Here is a 26,389-nt window from a genome sequence, read left to right as displayed (position 1 = left end):
ACAACTAAAATAATAAAAAATCCCTGAAAGGAATTTCTTTCAAGGATAAGGGCTTAGTTGATTTTTTCGACATAGAGTTGTTTGGCGATATCCATACTAACTTGGAGGTCTTCGTCTTTGTTGACCAGAGTAAAGCTATTGGAAAAGCTATCAAACTGCTTGACTTGGAGTTGGTCACCGATATGAATTGCGTGCTTTTCTAGATACTTGAGTAGTTCAAAGCTATCATGAACGCGAGTCAGGAGATAGGTTCCAGCTTCCTGGACGGCTGCTAGTGGTAGGTTATTGATTTCAACCAAGAGTTCTCCCTCGGCAGGTATGGTTCCACCGTGGGGACAGGTTTGAGGGAAGCCAAGTAGTTTATCCAGTCTCTCTACGAAGAGGTCGGATACAGTGTGCTCAAGGACCTCAGCTTCTTCGTGGATCTGATCGCTAGTATAGTCTAGATGGTGAACTAGAAAGACTTCAATCAACCGGTGTTTACGATAGAGCTCGGAGACTAGTTTGAGCCCAATATCTGTCAATAGATAGCCATTCTCCTTGTCCTTGAGGATGAGATTTTCACTTTTCATGCGTTTGATCATCTCTGTTACGGCAGGTGGAGAGACTTGCATACGGGCAGCAATTTCTTTATTGGTGATTTTCTGCATCTCCGTACCGATTTCATAAATACATTTTAGATAGTCTTCTTTATTTGGCGTCATTCGTTTCCTCTTGTCTTTTCTCTCCATCTAGTATATCAAAAAAAGCTAGATTTCTCTAGCCTTCTGCCCTAATGGCTTTGATTTTAGTCCAGTTCTTTCACTGCAGCAATGGCAGCTTCAAAGTCTGGTTCCGTGTTGATGTTGTCAACGTATTCTACGTAACGGATGACATTGTCAGTATCGAGAACAAAGACGGCACGTGCAAGGAGATGCCATTCGTTGATCAAAAGGGCATAATCGCGTCCGAAAGAATGGTCAAAGTAGTCTGAGAGCATGATGGCATTGTCAAGGCCTTCAGCCCCACACCAGCGTCCTTGGGCAAATGGTAGGTCCATAGAAACAGTAAGAACGACGGTGTTGTCAAGGTTGGCAAGTTCTTGGTTGAATCGACGTGTTTGCGTTGAGCAGACACCAGTATCGATAGAAGGGACAACACTCAAGACTTTTTTCTTTCCATCAAAGTCATCTAGCGTTTTTTTAGAGAGATCGGTTGTCGTAAGAGAAAAGTCAAGTGCCTTGTCTCCGACTTGCAGTTGTTTACCTGTAAAAGTTACAGGATTTCCGAGAAAAGTGGTCATGAAACTACTCCATTCTTTTTTCTTTCATTTTACCGAGAATTATCAGATTTTTCCAATGATTTGACCGGAAAGTGTAAAAAAACGCCAATTCGGTGAGAATGACGTTTTTAATGGATTATTTTGACAAACCTTCAGCAATCTTGTCAAGGTTGTATTTCATCATGTTGTAGTAGCTGTCACCTTCTTTACCTTCTTCAGCGATTGAGTCAGTAAAGATTTGTGCGTAAATTGGGATATTTGTGTCTTGTGAAACAGTCTTCATTGGACGGTCATCGACACTTGATTCAACAAAGAGTGATGGAACTTTTGTTTGGCGAAGTTTTTCAACCAAGGTCTTGATTTGTTCAGGTGTTCCTTCTTCTTCTGTGTTGATTTCCCAGATGTAGGCACTTGGAACTTCGTAAGCTTTAGAGAAGTATTTGAAGCATCCTTCGCTGGTTACAATGAGTTTTTTCTCAGCAGGGATATTGTTAAATTTCTCTTTAGCTTCCTTGTCCAGTTTGTCTAGCTTTTCAGTATAGTCTTTGAGATTTTTTTCGTAGAATTCCTTGTTGCTAGGGTCTTTTGCAATCAACTGTTTAGCGATATTTTTAGCATAAATTATCCCATTTTCAAGGTTGAGCCAAGCGTGTGGGTCTTCTTTGCCTTTCTCGTTTTGACCTTCAAGGTAGATGATATCTACGCCGTCACTAACTGCATAGTAGTCTTTGTTTTCAGTTTTCTTGGCATTTTCGACCAATTTGGTAAACCAAGCATTGCCACCTGTTTCAAGGTTGATACCGTTATAGAAAATGAGGTCAGCCTCAGAAGTTTTCTTTACGTCTTCAGGAAGTGGTTCGTACTCGTGTGGGTCTTGACCAACAGGAACGATACTATGAAGATCAATCTTGTCACCAGCGATATTTTTAGTAATATCAGCAATGATAGAGTTAGTCGCTACAACCTTTAGTTTTTGGTTTGTAGATGCTGTATCTTTTTTCCCACTAGCACAGGCAGCTAATCCAATGATAGAAAGAAAAAGAACGAGCAATGTACCTAATTTTTTCATTAGATTCCTCCAGAAGGGTTTCCCCTTATTTATTGATTTTTTTATTTTTTAGTTTCAAGTATCGTTGCTTTGGAGAGATAAAGAAACTGATTAAGAAGAAGCTGGCAGATGTGAGCACGATGCTGGATCCTGCTGCGAGGTTGAAGCTATAGCCGATAAAGAGTCCCAAAACAGAAGCGGTTGCCCCTAGGGTTGATGAAAGAAAAATCATGCTCTTTAGGCTATTAGCATAAAGGTAAGCCGTCGCAGCTGGGGTGATCAACATGGCCACGATAAGAATCGTTCCAACACTTTGCATGGCAGTGACTGACACAAGGGTCAAGAGCACCATGAGTAGATAGTGATAGAAATTAACAGGCATTCCCATGGCTTTAGCCAAAAGCTCGTCAAAGGATGTAATCAATAGTTGTTTAAAGAAAATCCCGATAATCAAGAGAATCAATGCCCCCACACCAATGGTGATCCACATGTCCGTATCTTGGACAGCGAGGATATTCCCAAAAAGGATATGGAAGAGGTCTGTCGAACTCTTGGCAACACTAATCAAGATGACACCTAAGGCTAAGAAAGATGAAAAGGTAATACCAATGGCAGTGTCACTCTTGATGATAGAGTTCCCCTTGATGTAGGTAATGATGATGGAAGCCATCAAGCCAAAGATGATCGCTCCAATAAAGAAATCAATTCCCAGGATAAAGGAAAGGGCTACGCCGGGCAAAACTGCGTGAGAGATGGCATCCCCCATGAGAGACATTCCACGTAAGATGATAAAACATCCCACGGCTCCAGCAACCACCCCGATGACTATAGCTGTTATCAGGGCATTTTGTAGGAAATGGAAATGTTGCAATCCATCGATAAATTCTACTATCATAGGTCACCTCCATTAAAGAAGAGCTTACTACCATAAGCTTTTTTGAGATTGACTTCGGTAAAGGTTTCTTCAGTTGAACCAATAGCAACCAATTCTCGATTGAGAAGCATAACTTGGTCGAAATAATGAGGGACTTTGCTGAGGTCATGATGGACGATGAGAACTGTTTTACCAGCTTTTTTAAGGTCTCTCAGTGTATTCATGATAATCTCTTCACTGATCGAGTCAATCCCGACAAAAGGCTCATCTAAAAAGATGTAGTCAGCTTCCTGCACTAAGCAGCGGGCAATCAAAACACGTTGGAATTGTCCTCCAGAGAGCTGACTGATTTGGCGATCAGCATAGTCTGAGAGTCCAACGATTTCAAGTGCATCCGCCACTTTTTTCCAGTGGCTGGCCTTTAAAGTGTGGAAGAGCGGGATAGATGGATAGAGTCCCAGTGAGACACATTCCTTGACCTTGATAGGGAAATTGTAGTCGATATGGATTTTTTGCTCGACATAGGCAACTCGATGTAAAGATTTCTTGACTTCTTTGTCATCGAGAAAGGCCTGACCTTCGTGTGGGATAATTCCCAACATACTTTTTAATAAAGTTGATTTTCCAGCACCGTTTGGACCAATAATTCCGGTAATAGTTGGTCCGTGGAGCACTAGTGAAATATCCTTTAGTGCCAACGTTTCTTTGTAGGAGACACTGAGGTTTTCGATACGTATCATACAGTTATTTTCCTCCTGTCTTTTAATATACATTAAAAAAAAAATTAAGTCAAGTTAATTTTTAAAAAATTTAAAATAATAACTGAAAAATGAAGAAAAAAGAGAGACCATTTTTAATTGCATTCCCAAGTGTTTTTTGCTAAGCTAAGAATAAGTGAAAAAATGAAAGCGAGAACAAGATGACACGTTATCAAGACGATTTTTATGATGCAATCAATGGAGAATGGGAAAAAACAGCTGTTATTCCAGCTGATAAATCTCGAACAGGTGGCTTTATTGACCTTGATGAGGAAATTGAAGAGTTAATGCTGGCAACTACGGACAAGTGGTTGGAAGGCGAAGATGTTCCAGAGGACGCTATCCTCGCAAATTTTGTTAAGTACCATCGTATGGTACGTGATTTTGATAAGAGGGATGCAGATGGAATCAAGCCTGTCCTTCCTCTGCTCAAGGAATACCAAGATTTGGAGAGCTTTGCAGATTTTACCAGCAAACTGGCAGAGTTTGAACTAGCAGGTAAACCAAACTTCCTTCCATTTGGAGTATCACCAGACTTTATGGATGCCAGAACCAATGTTCTCTGGGCAAGTGCACCAGGAACTATCTTGCCAGATACAACCTACTATGCTGAAGACCATCCTCAACGTGAGGAGCTCTTGACGCTTTGGAAGGAAAGTAGCGCAAATCTTCTCAAAGCCTATGATTTTTCAGATGAGGAAATCGAAGACTTACTAGAGAAGAGATTGGAATTGGACCGTCGTATCGCAGCAGTGGTTCTTTCAAACGAAGAAAGTTCAGAATATGCCAAACTCTACCATCCATACGCTTATGAAGATTTCAAGAAATTTGCCCCTGCCCTACCTTTGGATGATTTCTTCCAAGCAGTTCTTGGACAAACTCCAGATAAGGTTATCGTAGATGAGGAACGTTTCTGGCAAGCAGCAGACCAATTTTATAGTGAAGAAGCGTGGCCTTTGCTTAAGGCAACCTTGATTTTGGCTGTGGTCAATCTTTCAACCAGCTATCTCACAGACGAGATTCGTGTCCTATCAGGTGCCTATGGACGTGCCCTTTCAGGTGTTCCAGAAGCTCAGGACAAGGTCAAGGCAGCCTATCACTTGGCCCAAGGTCCCTTTAAGCAAGCCCTTGGTCTCTGGTATGCGCATGAAAAATTCTCCCCAGAAGCTAAGGCAGACGTAGAGAAAAAAGTGGCGACTATGATCGATGTTTATAAGGAACGTTTGGCTAAGAATGACTGGCTCACTCCTGAAACGCGTGATAAGGCTATTGTCAAACTCAATGTCATCAAGCCTTATATCGGTTATCCAGAGGAATTGCCAGCCCGCTACAAGGACAAGGTAGTGGACGAAACTGCCAGTCTCTTTGAGAATGCCCTAGCCTTTGCGCGTGTGGAAATCAAGCACAGCTGGAGCAAGTGGAACCAGCCAGTTGACTACAAGGAGTGGGGCATGCCAGCACACATGGTTAATGCCTACTACAATCCTCAGAAGAACTTGATTGTCTTCCCAGCTGCTATTTTACAGGCTCCATTCTATGACTTGCATCAGTCGTCTTCTGCCAACTACGGTGGTATTGGAGCGGTTATTGCCCATGAGATTTCTCATGCCTTTGATACAAATGGTGCTTCCTTTGATGAAAATGGTAGTCTCAAAGACTGGTGGACTGAGAATGACTATGCTGCCTTCAAAGAAAAGACTCAGAAGGTTATCGATCAATTTGATGACCAAGAATCTTACGGTGCAAGAATCAACGGAAAACTAACCGTATCCGAAAACGTTGCCGACCTTGGTGGGATCGCCGCAGCCCTTGAAGCTGCTAAGAGAGAGCCAGACTTCTCTGCTGAAGAATTCTTCCACAACTTTGCTCGTATCTGGCGTATGAAAGGCCGTCCGGAGTTGATGAAACTCATGGCCAGTGTCGACGTGCACGCGCCTGCCAAACTCCGTGTCAATGTTCAAGTACCAAACTTCGATGACTTCTTTACAACTTATGATGTCAAAGAAGGCGACGGCATGTGGCGTTCACCAGAGGACCGTGTGATTATTTGGTAAGACAAAAACCAAGGATTTTTTCCTTGGTTTTTTGCTTGCTAGAAAAAGGGATTAAAAGTCTTTTCGTGAGCGATGGTCGTAGCTGGACCATGGCCAGGATAGACATCGTAGTTAGGAAGAGTAAAGAGTTGCGTCTGAATGCTATGGAGGAGTTGTTCCGTGCTACCTGTAGGAAGGTCGGTTCGTCCGATGGTTTCTCGGAATAGAGCATCTCCCGTCAAGACTAGATGAGCATCAGGAAAGACTAGGGAAACGCCGCCGATAGAGTGCCCTGGGGTCGGTAGAACGGTAAAACGAAATTCCTCAAGCTGGTATTCCTCATGAAAGACAAAGGTGTGCTCTGCAGGTTTTGCGACCACATTTGCCATATCATCGTGACGAGGGAGACCAGAGAGATTATCTACAGGTGTATAAAGCCAGCTGGCTTCACTCTCTGCTACATAAACTGGGGGATTTCCAAAAGTCTCACGAACCAAGTCTAGACTCATAATATGGTCGTAGTGGGTGTGGGTCAGGAGAATCGCGCAGACTGGTTTGTTGATTTTTTCAATAGTCTTGCGAATAGCTTCCCAATGGCTACCTGGGTCAACCACAATCAGGTGTTGGTCTCCTTCCAGATAATAAGTGTTTTCATAAGCAACGGGATTCACGGTTTTATGGATTTTCATAAAGGCTCCAATCTCAAAGAATGTACTAAACTAAGTATAGCACAGAAGAGGGAAATAAAGTGAAAAGAAAGTCCCTCTTTTGTGTTAGAGGGACAATGATCTTATTTAAACTTGAAACCTTCGTAAATGAGTTTTGCTTTGGGATTCTTTTTCTTGATTTGCTTGGCAAGGGCCTTCATCATAGGAAGAGGTCCACACATATAGACTGTAGTCTGGTCAGGGATTTCTTCTTGATCCAAAGTCAGGTATCCTTTTTCATTGCTATCGACCAGCTGCAGGTCAAAGTTAGCATTTTGACGAGCGTAGTCTCGAAGTAGATCTAGGTAGACAGCATTTTCCTCTCCACGGAAACTATAGTAGAAGCGGACGCTCTTGTCTAGGATAGGGTGTTCTCGGATATAAGAGATGAAAGGTGTCATTCCAATTCCACCTGCGATCCAGATTTGCTGCTTTGGACCATGTTCCATAGTCATATGTCCATAGGCGCGATCAACCGCAACCTTGCTACCAACTTGAAGATTGTCATAGATATTTTTGGTGTGGTCACCAGAGTTTTTAATCGTAAAATAAAGAGTTCGTCCTTGCCCTCCAGAGATGGAGAAAGGGTGTGGAGCAGTCTCAAAACCTTTTTGGAAAATTTTTAGAAAGGCAAATTGTCCATATTCGTAGGTGAAAGGGTGACTGAGTTCTATTTCAATTTCAGTCGTATCGTGGTTGAGTCGTTTGATTCCTACGATTTTTCCAAGATAGGTGAAACCGACCTTTTGATAAAGGAAAATAATATAAAAACCTGCAAGCAAGCCTAAAAGAGCATAGATTCCAAAGATAAAACCTAGGAAACTAAAGGAGAGGAGACGATTTCCCATGATCATCAAAACATGAAAAAGGCCAAAGATATAGGCTAGATAAACCAATCGATGAATCCATCTCCATGCTTCATACTGGATGTACTGTCCCAGATAGGCAACCAGAACGATGCTGATAAAGATATAGATAGCAATATTTCCAAACTGGGCGGCCAAATGCGAACCCCAGAGACCACCCATGCTAAAGTTGTGTAGGGTTAGTAGGAGTATGGATAGAAAAGCCGTGAATTTATGAGCTAGATACATCTTTTCAAGTCCGTTAAACCAAGCCTCAAGCAAGGGTAAACGGCTAGCTAGTATAAAAGTAAGTGAGAGGGTAGTGAGAGCTAAACCAGGGATTAGAAACTGATTAGCGCCTGAACTGAGCCAAGCCAGAATAGTCAGAAGCATACTAAGTCCGATAAATAAAATACCTTTTAATGATTTCATAGTAGAATTCCTTTCATGGATTTATCTTATATTAGATGTAATAATATTTGTTACATTTTAACAAAAAAAGAATCTCTAGTCAAGGTTCTAGGCCTCTAAGTCAAATCTTCATGATAATCTATAAATAATGGCTAAGAAATATACTGTTAAATTTGTGCACTTCTTATAGAAAATTTTTTGTTATAACAATGTAAGACTTGGGAAAATTTAACTTCTACAAGACTCTAAAAAATAAATTGATACATTAAAGTGTATTTTATTTAATTATAAGATAAATGATTCCGGGAATTTACACGCTGTAAACCATCGTGAATATTGCTTTTTTAAAGCATTTACCATTAAATTATTTTTGTATTTTTCTAAAATAAAATTATAAAAGTTGTTGAAAAAGATAGGGAAAAGTGTTAGTATGAATATGCATATTGAATACGAGGATATAATCCTTTTGAAATATCAAAATTTAAAAGCCTTTTTAAGGAGAGAAAGAAATTTTGTTTTTCTATATTTCAATATCAACATAATGAAAATAGGGAGGTTGTGTATCTTATGAAGAGTAAGCAACAGGGTTTTAGAACGGAGAAGTACATTCGTTATGGCATTCGGAAGTACAGCTTTGGGGCAGCGTCGGTGGCAATTGCGACCGGTTTGATGATGTTCCTAGGTAATGGTGCGGTATCGGCAGCGGAAGTACAAGGTGCAGATGCAACAGTGGCAACGACAACACCAGTAGCAACAAAGGAGTCGGAGTCAACTATAACGGCGGAGAAATCTGAAGCTAAGGCGTCAGAAAAAGTAGTAGAGACTAAAAAAGTTGATAAGACTGCTCTGACTAAAAAAGTAGTTGAGTTAGAAGCGAAGATTGCATCTGCAAAGAAAGCTGATGCAACAGCGATAGCTACTGCAAATGAAGTATTGACTGCGGCAAAGGCAGTTCTTGCAAACGAAACTGCAAAACAGGCTGATATCGATGCAGAGCATGCTAAAGTTGAAGCTTTGATTACAGTTGTAGTTGAGTCAGACGAAGCTGGGAAACAAGTTGAGAAAACAGCAGCAACTACAGCAGTCAAACCAGTGGCGACCACTGCTACAGAAAAAGCAGAAAAAGTAGAAGAAACAAAAGAAACTGTCGAACCAGTCCAAGAAGCTAAAAAAGTCTTAGAACAAGTTACCTCTGAAGCTGAGGTAACCAATGTTTTAGCAACTGAAGCAATCCGGAAAAATCAGCTTGAGGCTGAAAACAAAGCGGCAATTGAGGCGGCGATAGCTAATAATAAAGAAGTTATTGCGGAAGCTAAAAAAGTGTTAGTTACGGATAGCGTTACAGCTAGACAAGGCAATGAACAATTGTCACGTTTGAACGAGTCAATTCTTGCAGTATATAATGAACTAAAAAAAGCAGGAATCGGAAAAGATGGAAACTTCGGAGTAGCTTTGGCTGCTCAAGATTTCTATGCTGAAGAGGGTTCTAACACAACTCATGCATCGGAAACAAACGCTGCAAATCATACTGGTAAAGATACCTATACGATCCCGGTACAAGAAATTAAATTAATTAAAGGTACTGATGCTACAGGTCTAGAGATTGAAGTCTATTCTAATCAGCGGGTTGGTAATGATACAAATGCTGGAAATGGGATGCATACAGAACAAGGTGGAAAAACTGGTCATAACAACAAAGGACGTGTAGACTATCCATTAACCCCTGATGCCGCTAAAAAATTAGCAGAAGAAGCCCCTCTTTGGAGAAACAAACTCCGTGCGGATGGGTCAAGAATTTTAAACGCTGCAACATCGATTTACTCTGCTAATGGTGGTTATGAATACCTAGCTACAGAAATTTATGGATTGGGTTACGAACAAGGAATTGATCGTGTACTAATTAAAGGCTTGAAAGATCGTATCGCTGTTTCTGAAAATGCCAAGCAAGCTGGTTGGAGTTTAACTTCTGTAACCCCAACTAACCTTGTGCCGGGATTGACATACGATTCAGAAACAGACACAATTCAAGGAAAAGTTATAGCGGATATTGAAAATGGAGTTTATGATTTACGATTTAATATTACTGCGACCAATACAGATGGTCGAACAGTAACTTTCCAAATTCAGAATCTTCGTGCTGGTTGGGTCGGGTGGCAAGATAGCACACCTCCTAAAATAAAGTCAGACTCTGAGCGTTATGATCGTAAAGTAGGTGATGATGCTAATGTAAACATTCAATTCTATGACGAATCAGGTGCCAGTGCAACACCAGCAAATAGTCGAGGAACTTATAACTACACGACGGTTGAAGGAAAAGTTGTAAGAGTGCCTCAAAGATTTTCTAGAGCAGTGACAGGAGTTTCAGGATATAACACCATTGGTGAACAATTAGATGATTCTAAAGTCCTAATTCCAGGTACTAGCTATAGTGTTTCAAACAGTACTTCTGATGAGCAAGCTGCTGATCAAACGAATATGGGGAGAGGAATCATTTCTGGAAAATTAACTGAAGCAGGAATTTACACAGTCTCCGTATTTGCAAAAGATTATGATAAGTTGGCTAATAATAATGTCTGGAACCAATCTGGACAAGAAGCACATGCTACCGTAACATTAGTTGTGAAACCAAAGGTTGAGGTTCAAAACGTTGAGACTTACTCAACGGTTGTACCAGTTAAAATTTCTAAAGGTGCATCAAGAGCTAAGATAACAATGCCGGATGGTACTGTAACCAATCTAAAAGCAGTTAATGGAAAATGGCTCGTAGACAGTGGTTCAACCAACACAGCTGTTTCTGAAAATCAAGAATTAGGTACTGTAGATTCAAATACCGTCTTTAATATTCCAGTCACGTCAGAAGCAACTGCAAAAGTTGGTGTTGATAATATCAAAGTAGAAGCATCAGCTGAAAATGTTAAGGGAACTTTCTTACGTGAGCGAGTTGAATTGAATGGAACTGATGGGCAAAAACACACTGCAGTTTTAAATAGTACATCTGGTCACTGGGAGCTTCCTGCTGACTATGCCGAAGTGAAAACAGCAAATGGAGATGGGACTACAACTTGGACAAAACGCCAAGTATACACTGAAGCGAAACTAGATGGCGGTATGAAATTCTTCATTTACGAATATACTCGTCAACTTGATAAAGATGGAAATGTAACCAGTGTAACTACTCCTGATCGTCCAATGACGGAATATGTTTCTCAAAATACTAACCAAGCTGGCGATGGTATGTCAGTAACTATTACTTTTGACAAACATTCAAACACATGGACATCATCAGATGGAACAGAAGTTACTGCTAAAAAGTTGGGTGATGATTCATGGGAAGTTCATACTAAATCAGGTTTTGGTGGAATCATTAGAGGAACAATCGCAACTAACTCAGATGTTGCGACTGTTGTCAATACGAAACCAACTGCAAGCTCACAAGATTATACTTCTACTAAAGGAACTGCGGTAGATCTCCGTAATGAAGCAAAAGCTGCAGTGACAATCTCTGATGCAGAAGATACTAAGTACGGAAAAACAACTTACATTACTCGTATTACAGTAACATCTCCTTCAGGAGTTCAGAAGGTTTATGACACTAAACAAGATGCAAACAACTATAATCTTGCTAGTGGTTATACACTGAGTGAAGTGGGAGTCTATACAGTAACAGTTGACGTTATTGATAGTAATGGCAATTACACAACAGATGCTACAATAGGTGGAACTGAATCTGGTGTGGATCATGGGGCTGGCTCATCAACAGCTACAACAACTTACCACATCACAGTAACAGACACGATTGAAGGTCATAATGTAACATCCACAGATGTTCAAGGAGCGACTCAAACAGGTACTCCAACCTTTACATCTGTTGGTGATGGCTCACCTGTGGCACCAAGTGCTACTTCACCTGCTAAGTTGGTAGATCCTACCACTGGTAACTTAGTTGACCAAGTAACAATTGATGGTCAAGGAACATACACAATTAATAATGAAACTGGTGTTGTGACATTTGTTCCGTTGAAAACATTCACAGGTACAGCAACCCCAGTGACTGTATCATTAACAGCAACTCTTGGTCAAGATAAAGATGGACAACCTATTACCGCTACAGCGACAGCAACTTATACTCCAACTGTTACACCAGTTACTCCAACAGCAACTCCTGCAGAATCAACTGGAATCCAAGGCGCTACTCAAACAGGAACGGTAGCATTCAAAGAAGGACACTCTGTTGCTCCAATCAAGCCGAACTCAGCTGTTCTTCTTGATAAGAATGGTACTCCGGTAGCACCTGGAGCTTCAGTAGATGCTTTGGATGAGAATGGTAACAAAGTAGGGGAATATACAATTGACCCAACTTCAAATACTGTAACATTCAGTCCAACCGATAAGACTTACAAAGGTAAAGTCCAACCTGCAACAGTTCAGGCTGAAGATGAGAATGGTACAAAAGTTAAGACAACTTATACTCCACATATTGTAGGTGTTACTCCAACAGCAGAACCTGCTAAGTCAGTTGATGTCCAAGGAGCAACTCAAGAAAGTACAGTAACATTCAATGGTGGTACGACTACACTGGATGGTAAACAGGTGACTGTAGATATTGACCCAGCTACTTTCACTCTTTTAGATGAAACCGGAACTCCAGCAACATCTGTTCCAGCTAAAGACCCTAGTGGAAATGTTATTGGTACATATACTCTGAAAACAGTTGGTGAACAAGCCGTTGCAGTCTTTACCCCAACTGATAAGACTTATAGTGGTGAAGTTCAACCTGTGCGTGTACAGGCTAAAGATAAAAATGGTATTTCGGTTGAAACAACTTACACACCATTGATTACGCCAGTTACACCAACAGCAACTCCAGCAACTTCTGAAAATATTCAAGGAGCAACACAAACAGGCACCCCTACATTTGTTCAAGGTGATGCAATTGCACCAATTAAACAAGGTTCAGTAAAACTTCTTGATAAAGAAGGAAATGAAGTTCCTGCAGGTCAGACAACTCCAGCTTATGCTGAAGATGGGACTACTGAAATTGGTACATTCTCTATTGATCCAACAACTGGAAAGGTAACCTTTAGTCCAACGGATAAATTGTATTCTGGTAAGGTTACTCCAGCAACTGTGCAAGCAGAAGATGAAAATGGAACTAAAGTGACGACAACTTACACGCCACAAATTATCCCAGTAAATCCTATTGGAGTTCCTGCGACTTCTGAAGATGTTCAAGGTGCAACTCAAACTGGAAAACCAGAATTCCAAGGTGGAACTGCAGTTGTCAATGGAAAAGAAGTTACTGTTGAGATGAATGACACTGTTCCAGCTAAATTGATTGATTCTAAAACTGGAAATGTTGTGGATTCTATCACTATTCCGGGTGAAGGTACTTATACTGTAGCACCGGACGGAACAGTAACCTTTGTTCCTGAAAAAACCTTTACAGGTCAAGCATCAGGCGTTGAAGTTTTACGTGAAGACAAGAATGGAACCCCCGTTACAGCAAGCTACACTCCAGTTGTTAAGGCAGCAATTCCAACAGCTACTGATGCTGTTACAGAAGACATTCAAGGTGCAACTCAAAAAGGAGTGCCTACATTCCTAGGTGGTAGGGTTACTGTTAATGGAGTGGAAAAAATTGTTCCTATTGATGAAGCCAAGGGTCTTGAACTTATTGATCCAAAAACAGGAAAACCAACAGATCAACCAATTGTCATTCCAGGCGAAGGAACTTATACTGTAAATAATGGTATGGTAGAATTTAAGCCAGAACCACAATTTACTGGAAAAGGAACAGGTGTAGAAGTTCAACGTGTAGATGAGAATGGAACTCCTGTAAAAGCTAAATACACTCCAGTTGTTAAACCAGCAACTCCAACAAGTTCGGATGTTATTACAACAGATGTTCAGGGTGCAACTCAATCAGGAACACCAACATTTGAAGGTGGAAAAGTCAAAGTTAATGGTATTGAGAAAACTGTTGAAATTGATGAAACAGTCAAACCAACGTTTGATGATGGTACAAAAGAGAAGACAATTCCAGGTGAAGGTACATATACTATTGATGAAACTGGAAAAGTAACCTTTACTCCCGAGAAGACATTTACAGGTCAAGCAACAGGTGTGACTGTTAAGCGTGTTGATAAGAACGGAACCCCAATTACAGCTAAGTATACCCCAGTTGTTATCCCGGTTACACCTACTTCAAAAGATTCTGAATCAGAAGGTCCGAAAGGACAACCTCAATCAGGAACACCAACATTTGAAGGCGGAAAAGTAACAATCAATGGTAAAGAAATTCCGGTAGAAATTGATGAAACAGTTAAGCCGACCTTTGACGATGGTACAACAGAGAAGAAGGTACCAGGCGAGGGTACATATACTATTGATGAAGCTGGAAAAGTTACTTTCACACCAGAGCCAGAATTTGTAGGTCGAGCAACTGGAGTAACAGTTAAACGTGTTGATAAGAATGGAACCCCGATTACAGCTAAATACATCCCTACTGTACGTCCGAATACTTCATTTGTTGATACTAAAGGAAATATCCTAGCACCAAGTGAAGATGGTTCGCAGCCTAAGAAAGATATTCCAGGATATAAAATTGTTGAAACTAAGGTTGATGAAAAAGGCAATGTGGTCCACGTTTATGAGAAGGTTAAGACCAGTCATAAGGATAAGGAAGGCAATGACATTCCAGGTTATCCAACCGAAGACGGCGAACAACCTAAGAAAGATATTCCAGGCTACCGCTTCGTAGAGACTAAGAAACTTCCAAACGGTGACACAGAACATGTCTACGAAAAAGTGAAGACTAGTCACAAGGATAAGGAAGGGAATGAAATTCCAGGTTATCCAAGCGAAGACGGCGAACAACCTAAGAAAGATATTCCAGGTTACCGCTTCGTAGAGACCAAAAAACTTCCAAACGGCGACACAGAACATGTCTACGAAAAAGTGAAGACTAGTCACAAGGATAAAGAAGGGAATGAAATTCCAGGTTATCCAAGCGAAGACGGCGAACAACCTAAGAAAGATATTCCAGGTTACCGCTTCGTAGAGACCAAAAAACTTCCAAACGGCGACACAGAACATGTCTACGAAAAAGTGAAGACTAGTCACAAGGATAAGGAAGGCAATGAAATTCCAGGTTATCCAAGCGAAGACGGCCAACAACCTAAGAAGGATATTCCAGGTTACCGCTTCGTAGAGACTAAGAAACTTCCAAACGGTGACACAGAACATGTCTACGAAAAAGTGAAGACCAGTCATAAGGATAAGGAAGGGAATGACATTCCAGGTTATCCAACCGAAGACGGTGAACAACCGAAGAAAGATATTCCAGGCTACCGCTTCGTAGAGACTAAGAAACTTCCAAACGGTGACACAGAACACGTTTATGAGAAGGTTAAGACCAGCCACAAGGATAAGGAAGGGAATGACATTCCAGGTTATCCAACCGAAGACGGTGAACAACCGAAGAAAGATATTCCAGGTTACCGCTTCGTAGAGACTAAGAAACTTCCAAACGGTGACACAGAACACGTTTATGAGAAGGTTAAGACCAGCCACAAGGATAAGGAAGGGAATGACATTCCAGGTTATCCAACCGAAGACGGTGAACAACCGAAGAAAGATATTCCAGGTTACCGCTTCGTAGAGACTAAGAAACTTCCAAACGGCGACACAGAACACGTTTATGAGAAGGTTAAGACCAGCCACAAGGATAAGGAAGGGAATGACATTCCAGGTCATCCAACCGAAGACGGCGAACAACCTAAGAAGGATATTCCAGGTTACCGCTTCGTAGAGACTAAGAAACTTCCAAACGGGGACACAGAACATGTCTACGAAAAAGTGAAGACCAGTCATAAGGATAAGGAAGGGAATGACATTCCAGGTTATCCAACCGAAGACGGCGAACAACCTAAGAAAGATATTCCAGGTTACCGCTTCGTAGAGACTAAGAAACTTCCAAACGGGGACACAGAACATGTCTACGAAAAAGTTGTTACTGACCCTCAACAAAAGCCGACTGAGCAATCTCCAACTACTAAAGCAACCAAAGAATTACCTAATACTGGTACGGAAGATCATGCAGCTTTGGCAGCTCTAGGAGTACTTGGTTTGATGAGCGGATTTGGACTTGTGTCTCGCAAGAAAAAAGAAGACTAATTCTATACTCGAGATTCTAAGTAGTATCCATTAGTTTCTTAAACAAAAAACCAACTAATCATTAGGTTAGTTGGTTTTTTTGTCTATACTCGATTTTTCCAAGCTTGGTAACGGGTATCAATCAAGAGTTGGGTTAAGCGTCCCATGGTTTCTCTTTCTTCGGGAGTGAGGGATTGGGCTTGGACAAAGAGATGATGAATGTGTTCAATGACCTTGAAGGAAGAAAGGTCGTTGATAGAGGAGATGCCTGCATCAAGAATAATTCCAAAAAAGAGGTCAAAGTAGAGCTGCAGTTCTTCGTCAGGGACTGTTTCAACCCATTCCTTGAAGGTGGTATCGACTTGCTGGCTGTCACTATTGGTCTCGTCCAGTTGGACAAAGTGTTTGTCTTCAACCTGCCAACTAAAAGTGTCATGCTGAGCAAGGCCACCTAGAGAGGTGCTTCGAACGACGATTTTTTTGTCCGGAATTTCCAGCATCATCCCGATGATAGAACCTTGTGGGACAAATACTTTCGTTCTTTCCATCATGTTTTGATAGCCAGGTGTTTCGGTTAGTTCCTTGTGAAGCCCAGGGGAATCAAAAGTATAGACAGCGACAATGTTTTTCTGTAAGTTTGGATCAAGTTGACTGGCAGCATAGACAGCTAGATTGCCCCCTTTTGAATGTCCTGCTAGAATAACCTTTTGATTAGGATGTTGAGCAAAAAAGTTCTCTAAATACTGGAGAGAATGTTTTTGAGCAGGGATTTCCTTCATATAGGTCATATGGAAATCTTCTTTCCAACCGATGATACTATCATCCGTCCCACGAAAAACAAGCAAATAAGTATCGAGACTGATACGATAGGTCATGGCTGCAAACTGTTTTTGCAATTCAGGATCAATATCGTTGATAAAATTTGATAGCTTGCAATTTTTAAAGCGTTTGTGTTGAGAGAGTTGATCCAACAACTGGAGGCGGTTCTTATTGGTCAACATCGTCGTGTCTCTAGGGATTTGAGGTGCAAGATCTATGAGGCGCTTTGGTTCTTGGGTAACTACATCATCAAAAGGAAGATAGGTTAATTCAGTCAAGGCAAGAACATCTAACTCGTTCACGGGGAGGTCATAAAAGGAATCGTATGCTACATCATTTAAGTAGTCAAAAATATTGGCCATAAAAGCTCCTTTCTCTATGTTTATCCTACCACATTTACCTAGAATTAGCTAGTAGGGTTTGATTGAAATACATAGAAGATAGATTGCTCCTATTTCAAACCTCTAAACGAGCTTACTTGTATGTTTTTGTTATCAATCCCATTTTCCTTTAAAAAATTCTTCATCTCATTTACATCATCAGGCTGACCTGTGATGAGATAGCTGGCTTGATTGCCGTATTCATCAATAGCACGTTTTAAAAATTCTTGACTTTGAGAAAGTTCATCGCTAGTTTTATAAGTAAAATTCGATGTTTTTTGAGCCAGTTCTTTCATCTCATTATCGAAAATAGTAACTCCTTTGTCAAAATGGTTGAGAATAATCGGACATTTACCAGCCCATTCTTTGATAAGGGGGCGTAGAGCAGAAATGCCGACATCAGATGCAAAGCAAACTAGTGGCTGATTCGTATCTTTAATGGTTAAAGAGGAATCCAACCAACTCATCTCAATCTCACTGCCAGCCGGTAAATGTGTCAAGGTGTTCTTAAAGCGGCTACCACTATTATGAGTCAAAATGAGAATTTCATCTTCATCAGGTGTGGAGGCAATGGTTAGCCATCGACTGGTCTGCTCACCCTTGGCTTCGTTTTTCCTAGCAGCGGACGAGGTATCAGGGAGTGTAAACTTAGCATAAGCCCCAGCTTTCCAAATTTGATGACTCGGTTTTGTGATATGAATTAAATATAGATCTCCGCTGGGGTTTTCGATGGATTTTATCGATAATGTCTGGCTTCGTCCAAGATAAGCGATGGCACCCCAAGTTATAATACATAGCGCTCCAAGTGTTGATAGAATGATAATAAACATTTTTTTACCTCTTTTCATTTTTTATGACTCCTGTTCTTAATATTATGAATGAACTAAAAAATAATTCATTCATATCTTTTCAAAAAATAAAGAAATCCATTCTTTATTTTAGAACTCCTTTAATGAAGTTGGTTGCAAGTATTTCAACAGTTTTGCCAATATCTGGAAAATCTTTTTCCGTGATATGCATATCCATATAGTAAAACAGATTATAAACCTGTAAAATATCTTGAATCTTTTCTGGCGAGTACCCTTCAGCCTGCATACGATTTGTAAAAGTTTTAACTAGAAACTGATGAAAAGGATTTGCGACTTTGCCTTCTTCCGAGGAATAGTAGCTGTGCAACTCATCTGCGATGGCAGGATTGTACCATTCTGCAAGGATTTTATTGGAAGAAACGAGAGTTCTGGACTGAGCAAATAGTTGACCAATGAGGTCGATCATGTCAATTTCCCAATCCAGTTCTTCGATCATAGCTTGGCGAACACGGTTGTTTTCATCTATATAGATGTCTAGAAAAATGGCTTCTTTACTCTCGTAATAGTTATAAAAAGAACCAACTGCAACACCAGCTTGCCTAGCAATTTCTGAAATACCTGTTGCCTTGTAACCTTTTTTCGAAAAAACTTCATAGGCTGCTGTCTTTAAAGATTGTTTTTTGTCCAATATGATTTAACCTCCTTTGTTTCATGAATGAATAAATTCATTTGTTCATTCATATTCTAACAAATCATGGCTAGCTTGTCAATAAGAAGGCTAGATCTATTAAATAAGTTAAAGAAATGCTAACTAAATGAGCACAAAAAGGAAAATATAGGATAAGGCTGGAACTATAATTAAAAATAAGGTATGATATCAGTGGGAATATTCTCTATTTAGCATCTGTTTTCTGATCTGGATTTGGGAAATAGGCTGCTAAACAGTATGAGATACTGATCCGTAAATCTGATATGAAGGGTTTTGATACTTTGAGAAATAACAAAGGAGGAGCGCATGCACAAGATTTTACTAGTAGAAGATGACCAAGTTATTCGGCAACAAGTTGGGAAACTGCTCTCTGAGTGGGGTTTTGAGGTCGTTTTGGTAGAAGATTTTATGGAAGTATTGAGTCTTTTTGTTCAGTCAGAACCTCATTTGGTCCTCATGGATATTGGTCTGCCTCTTTTTAATGGTTACCACTGGTGTCAAGAGATTCGCAAGATTTCCAAGGTACCCATCATGTTTCTTTCTTCGAGAGATCAGGCTATGGATATTGTCATGGCGATCAATATGGGGGCAGATGACTTTGTGACCAAGCCTTTTGACCAGCAGGTGCTCCTGGCCAAGGTTCAGGGCTTATTGCGCCGTTCCTATGAATTTGGCCGTGATGAAAGTCTGCTAGAGTATGCGGGTGTGATCCTCAATACCAAGTCCATGGACTTGCACTATCAAGGGGAAGTTCTGAGTTTGACCAAGAATGAATTTCAAATTTTGCGGGTCTTGTTTGAACATGCTGGCAATATCGTGGCGCGTGATGACCTGATGCGGGAACTCTGGAATAGCGACTTTTTCATCGATGACAATACCTTGTCTGTCAATGTTGCTCGCCTGCGTAAAAAGTTGGAGGAACAAGGATTGGCAGGCTTTATCGAAACCAAGAAAGGGATAGGATACGGACTGAAACATGCTTGATTGGAAATCATTTTTTCTAGCCTATCTGCGTTCTCGCAGTCGCGTTTTTGCCTATATTTTTTCATTAGGCTTTCTCGTCCTTCTCTTTCAGTTTTTATTTGCTAGTCTAGGAACTTATTTTCTTTATTTCTTTCTGCTCAGTAGTTTTTTGACTTTCTTATTTTTAGCTTGGGATATATTTGCAGAAGCTCAGGTTTACCGTCAGGAAGTACTCTATGCTGAGAGAGACCCCAAGTCTCCTCTGGAATGTGCGCTAGCAGAAAAGCTCGAAGAGCGTGAGTCTGAATTGTATCAAAAGAAGTCGGAAGCCCAAAGTAAGCTTACGGATTTGCTGGACTACTACACCTTGTGGGTTCATCAAATCAAGACCCCCATTGCAGCGAGTCGTCTCTTGGTAGCAGAAGTCTCTGATCGTGAGGCCAAGCAGCAACTGGAACAGGAAATCTTTAAGATTGACTCCTATACCAATCTGGTGTTGCAGTATCTTCGTTTGGAAAGCTTCCACGATGACTTGGTATTTGAAAAGGTTCAAGTGGAGGATCTGGTGAAGGAAGTGGTTCGCAAGTATGCCCTTTTCTTTATCCAAAAAGGACTGGCGCTCAATCTACATGACCTTGACAAAATCATCGTGACCGATAAGAAGTGGTTGTTGGTCGTCATTGAACAAATCCTTTCAAATAGCCTTAAATACACCAAAGATGGTGGGCTAGAGATTTATATGGAAGGTCAGGAGCTCTGTATCAAGGATACGGGAATCGGGATAAAAAACAGCGATGTGCTCCGAGTCTTTGAACGTGGCTTTTCAGGCTACAATGGGCGTTTGACCCAGCAGTCGTCTGGACTTGGACTTTATCTATCTAAGAAAATTTCTGAAGAACTGGGCCACCAGATTCGCATCGAGTCTGAGGTTGGAAAAGGAACAACCGTACGGATTAAATTCGCTGAAGTGAAGCTCGTTATTGAGTAAACATAAATGAGAAAAAGCCTCCGAATGGAGGCTTTTATGCTAGGCTCTTATACTCAATGAAAATCAAAGAGCAAACTAGGAAACTAGCCGCAGGCTGTACTTGAGTACGGCAAGGCGACGTTGACGTGGTTTGAATTTGATTTTCGAAGAGTATTATTTCTCAACGCGTGATTTGTTGGCAATATCAGCAAGGATTGCTACGACAAACTCATCTACTGGGACAGTTTGTGTTTCTTTTTGTCCGTAGCGACGAACGTTGACTGTTCCGTCTTCCATTTCCTTGTCACCAACGATCAATTGGTAAGGAATCTTGCTGGTTTGAGAAGCACGGATCTTGAACTGCATTTTTTCATTGCGCTCATCTACGTCTGCACGGACACCACGGTCACGGAGTTTCTTAGCCACTTCCCAAGCGTAGTCCACGTGTTTTTCGTTAGATACTGGGATGAGGGTTACTTGGTGTGGTGCCAGCCATGTTGGGAAGGCACCCTTGTAGTTCTCAATCAAGATAGCTGTGAAGCGTTCCATGGTTGAGATAACCCCACGGTGAATCATGACTGGACGGTGTTCCTCACCATCTGCTCCAACATATTTGAGGTCGAAGCGTTCTGGAAGCAAGAAGTCAAGCTGGATAGTAGAAAGGGTTTCTTCTTTACCGAGGGCAGTTTTAACCTGGATATCCAATTTTGGTCCGTAGAAGGCTGCTTCACCTTCAGCTTCAAAGTAGTCAACGCCCATTTCATCAAGAGCTGCACGAAGCATGGTTTGGGCATTTTCCCACATCTCATCGTTGTCAAAGTACTTGTGAGTATCTTGAGGGTCGCGTAGAGAGAGACGGAAGCGGTATTCAGTTAAGTTGAAGTCTTCATAAACATCGATAATCAACTGAAGAGCACGTTGGAATTCCTCTTGGATTTGTTCAGGAGTGACAAAGAGGTGACCGTCGTTGAGAGACATTTCACGAACACGTTGGAGACCAGTGAGGGCACCAGATTTTTCGTAACGGTGCATCATACCGATTTCAGCGATACGGATTGGCAATTCACGGTATGAGTGAACATGGTGTTTGAAGACTTGGATGTGGTGAGGGCAGTTCATTGGACGAAGGACAAATTCTTCGCCGTCACCCATATCCATGGTTGGGAACATGTCTTCTTGGTAATGATCCCAGTGCCCAGAAGTCTTGTAAAGCTCTACAGAAGCAAGTGGTGGAGTGTAAACGTGTTGGTAGCCAGAAGCCAACTCCTTGTCGACGATGTAGCGTTCCAATTCACGACGGATCGTCGCACCGTTTGGCAACCAGAATGGAAGTCCTTGACCAACTTCTTGTGAAATCATGAAGAGGTCAAGCTCTTTACCAAGTTTACGGTGGTCACGTTCTTTGGCCTCTTCACGCATTTGAAGGTAGTTTTTCAAGTCTTTCTTGTCAAACCAAGCTGTACCGTAGATCCGTTGCATCATCGCGTTGTCGCTATTTCCACGCCAGTAAGCACCTGCTACATGAAGAAGGTGGAAGATTTGGATACGGCCTGTTGATGGAACGTGAGGGCCACGGCAAAGGTCCACGTATTCCCCCTGACGGTAGATAGTCAAACCACCCTCGTCTTCTGAGTGTTCTTCGATCAATTCCAACTTGTAAGGATCGTTCTTGAAGATTTCACGTGCTTCGTCTTTAGTGACTTCCTCACGAATAGATGGGAAGTTTTCTTTGACGATTTTTTTCATTTCTTCTTCGATACGAGGAAGATCTTCGTTGGAGATTTGACCAGCTTGATTGTCCGTATCGTAGTAGAAGCCATCTTCAATAGCTGGACCAACTCCCAAGTGAATGTCTGGGAAAAGGCGACGAGCTGCTTGGGCGAACAAGTGGGCAGCTGAGTGACGCAAGATTGGAAGGGCATCTTCGTGGTCAGGTGTCACGATTTCGATGCTTCCATCTTCAGTGATAGAACGAGTCGTGTCGATGAGTTTGCCGTTGAATTTACCAGCCAAGGCTTTTTTAGCTAGGGAATTGCTGATAGATTGGGCAATTTCAAAAGTAGTAACGCCAGATTCGAATTCACGAACAGCGCCATCTGGGAAAGTAATCTTAATCATGGTTTTCTCCTTAAATATTTATTCTATTTTTGTTGGACAATTTTAAGAGCCGAGCAACTTCTTCCGCAGTCTGATTCTCTGATTGACTACCATCTGTTACGAGACTAGGATAGCCTAATAGCACCGCTTCCTTACGAACCATTTGAGCAAAAAGAATGTCTCGTTGCATCCAGTTTTCAAAAGCTTGTTCGGGGTTGGTTGTACCCTCTAAGACATAAGGAACCCATTCTCTCTGTATATAATGCTTTTTTTGAAAATCAGCTGTCGGAGTCAAGCATAGATAGGATGATGCTTGACATTCAAGCTCCTTTACCAAGTGAGGCAAAAGTCCTGCTCCCTCCACCAAGAGAGGTCTGTTTTGTTTTTTTATCAAGTAAGATTTTACATATGGAAAAATCTCTTCATAAAAGCACCATTCTTCATCTGCCATCTCTTCTGGCTTTCTCATCCAGATTTGTTCTGGATTTCTATCCTTCCTAAGAAGGCAAATTGGCTGTGAGTCTGCACTTGCTTGACTCATCATCTCTTCTACCAAATCATCCAGTTTGATATGAAGTAGTTGATACTGTCTAGCAAGAAGTGAGGCAATTGTTGACTTTCCACTACAAGGCGATCCGCCAATCATATAAAGCATCGTTCTTCCTCCTTCTGACCAAACAAAAAACGACATCCTAAAAGGACGTCGCAACGTGGTTCCACCTTCATTTATGTTCCTCAAAAAAGAGGGACACCTCTGATTGGCTTTAACGTAGCCACCGTTTTATGTTTGCATAAAAGTCAGTAGAGTAGTATCAGTTTAGGCTTTCTATGCGTTTCCAGCAACCACGCACTCTCTAGTAGAAAGGGACTAAGTGACTTGTCTCTATGCATTATTATAGCATGATTGCGAGAATTTTCAAGGTTTTTGTATAATTTTTTTGTTTTTCGCTCGCTGGAAGAGATGCTTGATCCCCATACCAGAAACCAAGCCAAGTAGGGCAAAGAGCTCATAGGCTAGGAAGTAAAGCAGGATGAATTCGCCAAAGGTGATGATGGTAAAGCAATAGAGCAGACCAATACCGAGTAGCCACCAAAGTGAGAATTGGAAACGGTAGCTATAAAGAAGGGATACGATAAAGGTTACCAGAGGTGAGAAGAGGATGATGTTATAAATGTACAGTCCCTTCAGTGTATATGGGTCAGAGATGCATAGAGAGAGGAGTTCATAGAGTGGCCAGTAAAGGAAGAAAATGACAAGGTAGTATGGGATATACTTAAGATAATTCCGCATGGTAATAGTCCTCCAATCTGGAAAAATTGAGAGATATTGTAGACCACATAATCCTAAATGAAGGGGAAATCTCTACTTATATTATAGCACGATTTGGAGGCTCTTACAATTTAATCCATTGATCAGTGATAGTGATCTTTTCGAGTGTTTTCTGTTATAATACTAACAAAAGAAGTAAAAGGGTAAGGAGAAAGAATGACCAAAATAGCAGTTCTTTCAGACATACATGGAAATACGACAGCTTTGGAAGCTGTACTGGCTGATGCTAAAGCGGCAGAGGTAGACCAATACTGGCTTTTAGGGGATATTCTGATGCCAGGAACAGGACGTAGAAGGATCTTTGATCTTTTAGCAAGTTTGCCTATTACAGTAAGAGTTCTTGGTAATTGGGAAAATAGTCTCTGGCGAGGCCTGCATCGCAAGTTAGACCCTACAAAAGCGAGCCATCGTTATCTCCTGCGTCAAAGTCAGTACATCTTAGAGGAGGTCAGCCCTGAAGAAATCGAAGACCTCAATAATCAACCTATGCAAGTTCATCGTCAGTTTGGTGATTTGATGGTGGGAATCACTCACCATCTCCCTGATAAAAACTGGGGAAGAGAGTTGATCCATACGGGAAAGCAAGAAGATTTTGATAGATTGGTGACGAATCCACACGCCTCTATCGCAGTATATGGCCATATTCACCAACAGTTGCTTCGTTACGGAAGTGATGGACAGTTGATTCTTAATCCAGGTTCCATTGGACAACCTTTCTTTCTAGATGCGAAGTTGCGTAAGGACCTGCGGGCCCAGTATATGATCTTAGAGTTTGATGAGGCAGGTTTGTCTGATGTTGATTTTCGTCGAGTGGATTATGATGTAGAAGCTGAATTGCAGTTGGCTAAAGATTTGAAGCTCCCCTATTTTCAGGTCTACTATGAAAGTTTGGTAAATGGGATTCACCATACTCATAATCACGAACTGTTAGGTCAGATTAGTGAACAAGAAGGTTATGATCAGGATGTTGAGCTTTGGATGGAAAGAGACAAGAAAGATTGGTTTTAAGAGGTTTTCTAGTCAGAAATCAGAGAGTCTAGGGACTGCTGTTTCCCGATAAGTCGAACTGGATACGAATTGACGGCTTCTCAAATTTATGTTAGAATAACGGAATATAACTAATTTGAATCTCATACTAATTGATATTCAAAATAAGAGGAGACAGATAATGAAACCAGAAGAGTTACACGCTATTGCCTCGGAGTTGGGCTTGCAATTTGACGAAGATTCGCGTAGTATTTATGGCACGCAGTCAGGCTATTTACTTTTCCTGCAAGAAACTGACGTGAAAAATCAGTTTCGACTTTGTGTCAGTGTGAGTTTGAATGGCAATCCTGCGGATTCAGAAGAAAATGAATTGGTTTGGGATGAGTTTAAGAGTGAATCTCTTCCAAACTTGTCGACCTTGTCCATCAACCAGTACCTTGTTTCTTTTGTCGTAAAAGGTGCCATGCGCAAATCCAAAACAATTGAAAAGTTACAGACGCTCATAACAGACCTCGTTGCCTTCCTTGAAACCCATCATTTCGTCCAAGTGTGTGCCTATAGCGGTCAGGAGTGTCCCGTTGGTCTCTATCAATTAGGTGATTCAATTTTACTTATCAACGAGGAAAGCTATCAATTGCTGAAGAGCAATCTTCAAATCGAGGTGGATTCTTATCAAAATAAAAAGGAAAATGTTCTTCTTGGAGCAGTTGGTGCCTTGCTGGGAGCCTTGATTGGTGGAGCAGTTGCTCTATTTATCGCTCGTCTAGGTTATGTAGCTATGGTAGCGGGTGTTGTTCTGGGGATTTGTACCATTAAAGGATATGAAATCCTTGGAAGAAAGGTATCTCGAAAGGGGATTGTGATTTCCTCTATTTGGATGGTGATTACTGTCTTTCTAGTCAATCAAATTGATTTGGCGATGGAAGTCGTTGCCAAACTAGGGGTTGAGTTTGCCTTTGCTTTCCGAGTGGTGAATGATTTAATCTTTAGCGGTCATTTTCCAGATAACTATTTTTATAATCTAGCTATGTTAGCTGTGTTTACCTTAGTTGGTGCTGGGGTGTCTATCAGCTCAGTCTGGTCAAGTCATAAAACAAAAGGGATTGTCCGTAAAATTGCATAAAAAATAAGTCTTTGTATGCCCTCTACCGTTCTGGTTGTCAAGAGGGATACAGGACTTTTTGCATGGAGAAGGTAATCATTTGTTAATATTTGACAGGATAAGCAAAAAAGGTAT

At 41.2% G+C, this 26,389-nt stretch carries 19 protein-coding genes; 6 read left to right on the top strand and 13 right to left on the bottom strand.

Going from position 1 to position 26,389, the window contains the following annotated elements; all coding sequences use genetic code 11:
• Positions 1–53: 53 nt before the first annotated feature.
• From CO686_RS06990 to CO686_RS06970, 5 genes are all read right to left on the bottom strand, one after another.
• Positions 54–704, bottom strand: a complete 651-nt coding sequence (locus CO686_RS06990; RefSeq protein ID WP_049550328.1) for a metal-dependent transcriptional regulator — start codon at positions 702–704, stop codon at positions 54–56.
• A gap of 83 nt (positions 705–787) precedes the next feature.
• Positions 788–1,282: a thiol peroxidase gene (tpx, locus tag CO686_RS06985; protein WP_000206546.1), complete on the bottom strand. Its 495-nt coding sequence runs from the start codon at positions 1,280–1,282 to the stop codon at positions 788–790.
• Positions 1,283–1,397: 115 nt separating this feature from the next.
• Positions 1,398–2,330, bottom strand: a complete 933-nt coding sequence (locus CO686_RS06980) for a metal ABC transporter substrate-binding protein (protein WP_000733063.1) — start codon at positions 2,328–2,330, stop codon at positions 1,398–1,400.
• 25 nt (positions 2,331–2,355) lie between these two features.
• Positions 2,356–3,204 carry a metal ABC transporter permease gene (locus tag CO686_RS06975; RefSeq protein ID WP_000634601.1) on the bottom strand — a complete coding sequence of 283 codons (849 nt, stop codon included), beginning with the start codon at positions 3,202–3,204 and terminating at the stop codon, positions 2,356–2,358.
• Positions 3,201–3,923 carry a metal ABC transporter ATP-binding protein gene (locus CO686_RS06970; RefSeq protein ID WP_000619158.1) on the bottom strand — a complete coding sequence of 241 codons (723 nt, stop codon included), beginning with the start codon at positions 3,921–3,923 and terminating at the stop codon, positions 3,201–3,203. Before CO686_RS06970 ends, CO686_RS06975 begins: the two co-directional genes overlap by 4 nt.
• Before the next feature lie 179 nt (positions 3,924–4,102).
• Between CO686_RS06970 and CO686_RS06965 the strand changes: the two genes are divergently transcribed.
• Positions 4,103–5,995 (top strand): M13 family metallopeptidase, encoded by a 1,893-nt coding sequence (locus tag CO686_RS06965; RefSeq protein ID WP_049501051.1) that lies wholly within the window; start codon positions 4,103–4,105, stop codon positions 5,993–5,995.
• 38 nt (positions 5,996–6,033) lie between these two features.
• On the opposite strand, the gene CO686_RS06960 is transcribed toward CO686_RS06965, so the two are convergent.
• Both CO686_RS06960 and CO686_RS06955 read right to left on the bottom strand, forming a co-directional pair.
• Complete coding sequence (locus CO686_RS06960; protein ID WP_049489571.1) at positions 6,034–6,663, bottom strand: MBL fold metallo-hydrolase; 630 nt, start codon at positions 6,661–6,663, stop codon at positions 6,034–6,036.
• A gap of 101 nt (positions 6,664–6,764) precedes the next feature.
• Positions 6,765–7,958, bottom strand: a complete 1,194-nt coding sequence (locus tag CO686_RS06955; protein WP_049501050.1) for a ferredoxin reductase family protein — start codon at positions 7,956–7,958, stop codon at positions 6,765–6,767.
• Positions 7,959–8,504: 546 nt separating this feature from the next.
• Here CO686_RS06955 and CO686_RS06950 point away from each other — a divergent pair.
• The gene (locus tag CO686_RS06950) at positions 8,505–16,112 is read left to right on the top strand and encodes a YSIRK-type signal peptide-containing protein (protein ID WP_096753649.1); all 7,608 of its coding nucleotides are present in this window, start codon (positions 8,505–8,507) and stop codon (positions 16,110–16,112) included.
• An 83-nt stretch (positions 16,113–16,195) separates the two neighbouring features.
• Here the strand turns inward: CO686_RS06950 and CO686_RS06945 are convergent, their stop codons facing one another.
• The 3 genes from CO686_RS06945 to CO686_RS06935 all read right to left on the bottom strand — a co-directional run bounded on the left by CO686_RS06945 (position 16,196) and on the right by CO686_RS06935 (position 18,793).
• Positions 16,196–17,272 (bottom strand): DUF2974 domain-containing protein, encoded by a 1,077-nt coding sequence (locus tag CO686_RS06945; protein ID WP_049549831.1) that lies wholly within the window; start codon positions 17,270–17,272, stop codon positions 16,196–16,198.
• 89 nt (positions 17,273–17,361) lie between these two features.
• Complete coding sequence (locus CO686_RS06940) at positions 17,362–18,138, bottom strand: ferredoxin reductase domain-containing protein (RefSeq protein WP_049549830.1); 777 nt, start codon at positions 18,136–18,138, stop codon at positions 17,362–17,364.
• A gap of 85 nt (positions 18,139–18,223) precedes the next feature.
• Complete coding sequence (locus tag CO686_RS06935; RefSeq protein WP_049549829.1) at positions 18,224–18,793, bottom strand: TetR/AcrR family transcriptional regulator; 570 nt, start codon at positions 18,791–18,793, stop codon at positions 18,224–18,226.
• A gap of 321 nt (positions 18,794–19,114) precedes the next feature.
• Between CO686_RS06935 and CO686_RS06930 the strand changes: the two genes are divergently transcribed.
• Together CO686_RS06930 and CO686_RS06925 are read left to right on the top strand one after the other, a co-directional pair.
• A complete protein-coding gene (locus tag CO686_RS06930; protein ID WP_000548981.1) occupies positions 19,115–19,792 on the top strand; it encodes a response regulator transcription factor in 678 nt (225 codons plus the stop codon).
• Positions 19,785–20,759, top strand: coding sequence for a sensor histidine kinase (locus CO686_RS06925; RefSeq protein ID WP_049549828.1), 975 nt, complete (start codon positions 19,785–19,787; stop codon positions 20,757–20,759). The genes CO686_RS06930 and CO686_RS06925 overlap by 8 nt, the downstream gene beginning before the upstream one ends.
• A 153-nt stretch (positions 20,760–20,912) precedes the next feature.
• Here the strand turns inward: CO686_RS06925 and thrS are convergent, their stop codons facing one another.
• From thrS to CO686_RS06910, 3 genes are all read right to left on the bottom strand, one after another.
• Complete coding sequence (gene thrS / locus CO686_RS06920; protein ID WP_049549744.1) at positions 20,913–22,856, bottom strand: threonine--tRNA ligase; 1,944 nt, start codon at positions 22,854–22,856, stop codon at positions 20,913–20,915.
• 10 nt (positions 22,857–22,866) lie between these two features.
• Positions 22,867–23,490, bottom strand: coding sequence for an adenylate kinase family protein (locus CO686_RS06915; RefSeq protein WP_049549743.1), 624 nt, complete (start codon positions 23,488–23,490; stop codon positions 22,867–22,869).
• Positions 23,491–23,751: 261 nt separating this feature from the next.
• Positions 23,752–24,126: a hypothetical protein gene (locus tag CO686_RS06910; protein ID WP_049549742.1), complete on the bottom strand. Its 375-nt coding sequence runs from the start codon at positions 24,124–24,126 to the stop codon at positions 23,752–23,754.
• Between the two features lie 195 nt (positions 24,127–24,321).
• Here CO686_RS06910 and CO686_RS06905 point away from each other — a divergent pair, with 195 nt between their 5' ends.
• Both CO686_RS06905 and CO686_RS06900 read left to right on the top strand, forming a co-directional pair.
• A complete protein-coding gene (locus CO686_RS06905) occupies positions 24,322–25,173 on the top strand; it encodes a metallophosphoesterase family protein (protein WP_049549741.1) in 852 nt (283 codons plus the stop codon).
• Between the two features lie 160 nt (positions 25,174–25,333).
• Positions 25,334–26,275 carry a hypothetical protein gene (locus tag CO686_RS06900; protein WP_096753648.1) on the top strand — a complete coding sequence of 314 codons (942 nt, stop codon included), beginning with the start codon at positions 25,334–25,336 and terminating at the stop codon, positions 26,273–26,275.
• Positions 26,276–26,389 lie beyond the last annotated feature (114 nt).

Origin of the sequence: Streptococcus oralis (genome assembly GCF_002386345.1) — a bacterium.
GTDB classification, from domain to species: Bacteria; Bacillota; Bacilli; order Lactobacillales; family Streptococcaceae; genus Streptococcus; species Streptococcus oralis_S.
The sequence above is the reverse complement of the archived record's forward strand: the minus strand, read 5'-3'. Positions and strand labels throughout refer to the sequence as shown.

Bases quoted from the DNA above. Each gene is read 5' to 3' on its own strand.
- CO686_RS06990 (WP_049550328.1), bottom strand. From the start codon at position 704: ATGACGCCAAATAAAGAAGACTATCTAAAATGTATTTATGAAATCGGT.
- tpx (WP_000206546.1), bottom strand. From the start codon at position 1,282: ATGACCACTTTTCTCGGAAATCCTGTAACTTTTACAGGTAAACAACTG.
- CO686_RS06980 (WP_000733063.1), bottom strand. From the start codon at position 2,330: ATGAAAAAATTAGGTACATTGCTCGTTCTTTTTCTTTCTATCATTGGA.
- CO686_RS06975 (WP_000634601.1), bottom strand. From the start codon at position 3,204: ATGATAGTAGAATTTATCGATGGATTGCAACATTTCCATTTCCTACAA.
- CO686_RS06970 (WP_000619158.1), bottom strand. From the start codon at position 3,923: ATGATACGTATCGAAAACCTCAGTGTCTCCTACAAAGAAACGTTGGCA.
- CO686_RS06965 (WP_049501051.1), top strand. From the start codon at position 4,103: ATGACACGTTATCAAGACGATTTTTATGATGCAATCAATGGAGAATGG.
- CO686_RS06960 (WP_049489571.1), bottom strand. From the start codon at position 6,663: ATGAAAATCCATAAAACCGTGAATCCCGTTGCTTATGAAAACACTTAT.
- CO686_RS06955 (WP_049501050.1), bottom strand. From the start codon at position 7,958: ATGAAATCATTAAAAGGTATTTTATTTATCGGACTTAGTATGCTTCTG.
- CO686_RS06950 (WP_096753649.1), top strand. From the start codon at position 8,505: ATGAAGAGTAAGCAACAGGGTTTTAGAACGGAGAAGTACATTCGTTAT.
- CO686_RS06945 (WP_049549831.1), bottom strand. From the start codon at position 17,272: ATGGCCAATATTTTTGACTACTTAAATGATGTAGCATACGATTCCTTT.
- CO686_RS06940 (WP_049549830.1), bottom strand. From the start codon at position 18,138: ATGAAAAGAGGTAAAAAAATGTTTATTATCATTCTATCAACACTTGGA.
- CO686_RS06930 (WP_000548981.1), top strand. From the start codon at position 19,115: ATGCACAAGATTTTACTAGTAGAAGATGACCAAGTTATTCGGCAACAA.
- CO686_RS06925 (WP_049549828.1), top strand. From the start codon at position 19,785: ATGCTTGATTGGAAATCATTTTTTCTAGCCTATCTGCGTTCTCGCAGT.
- thrS (WP_049549744.1), bottom strand. From the start codon at position 22,856: ATGATTAAGATTACTTTCCCAGATGGCGCTGTTCGTGAATTCGAATCT.
- CO686_RS06915 (WP_049549743.1), bottom strand. From the start codon at position 23,490: ATGCTTTATATGATTGGCGGATCGCCTTGTAGTGGAAAGTCAACAATT.
- CO686_RS06910 (WP_049549742.1), bottom strand. From the start codon at position 24,126: ATGCGGAATTATCTTAAGTATATCCCATACTACCTTGTCATTTTCTTC.
- CO686_RS06905 (WP_049549741.1), top strand. From the start codon at position 24,322: ATGACCAAAATAGCAGTTCTTTCAGACATACATGGAAATACGACAGCT.
- CO686_RS06900 (WP_096753648.1), top strand. From the start codon at position 25,334: ATGAAACCAGAAGAGTTACACGCTATTGCCTCGGAGTTGGGCTTGCAA.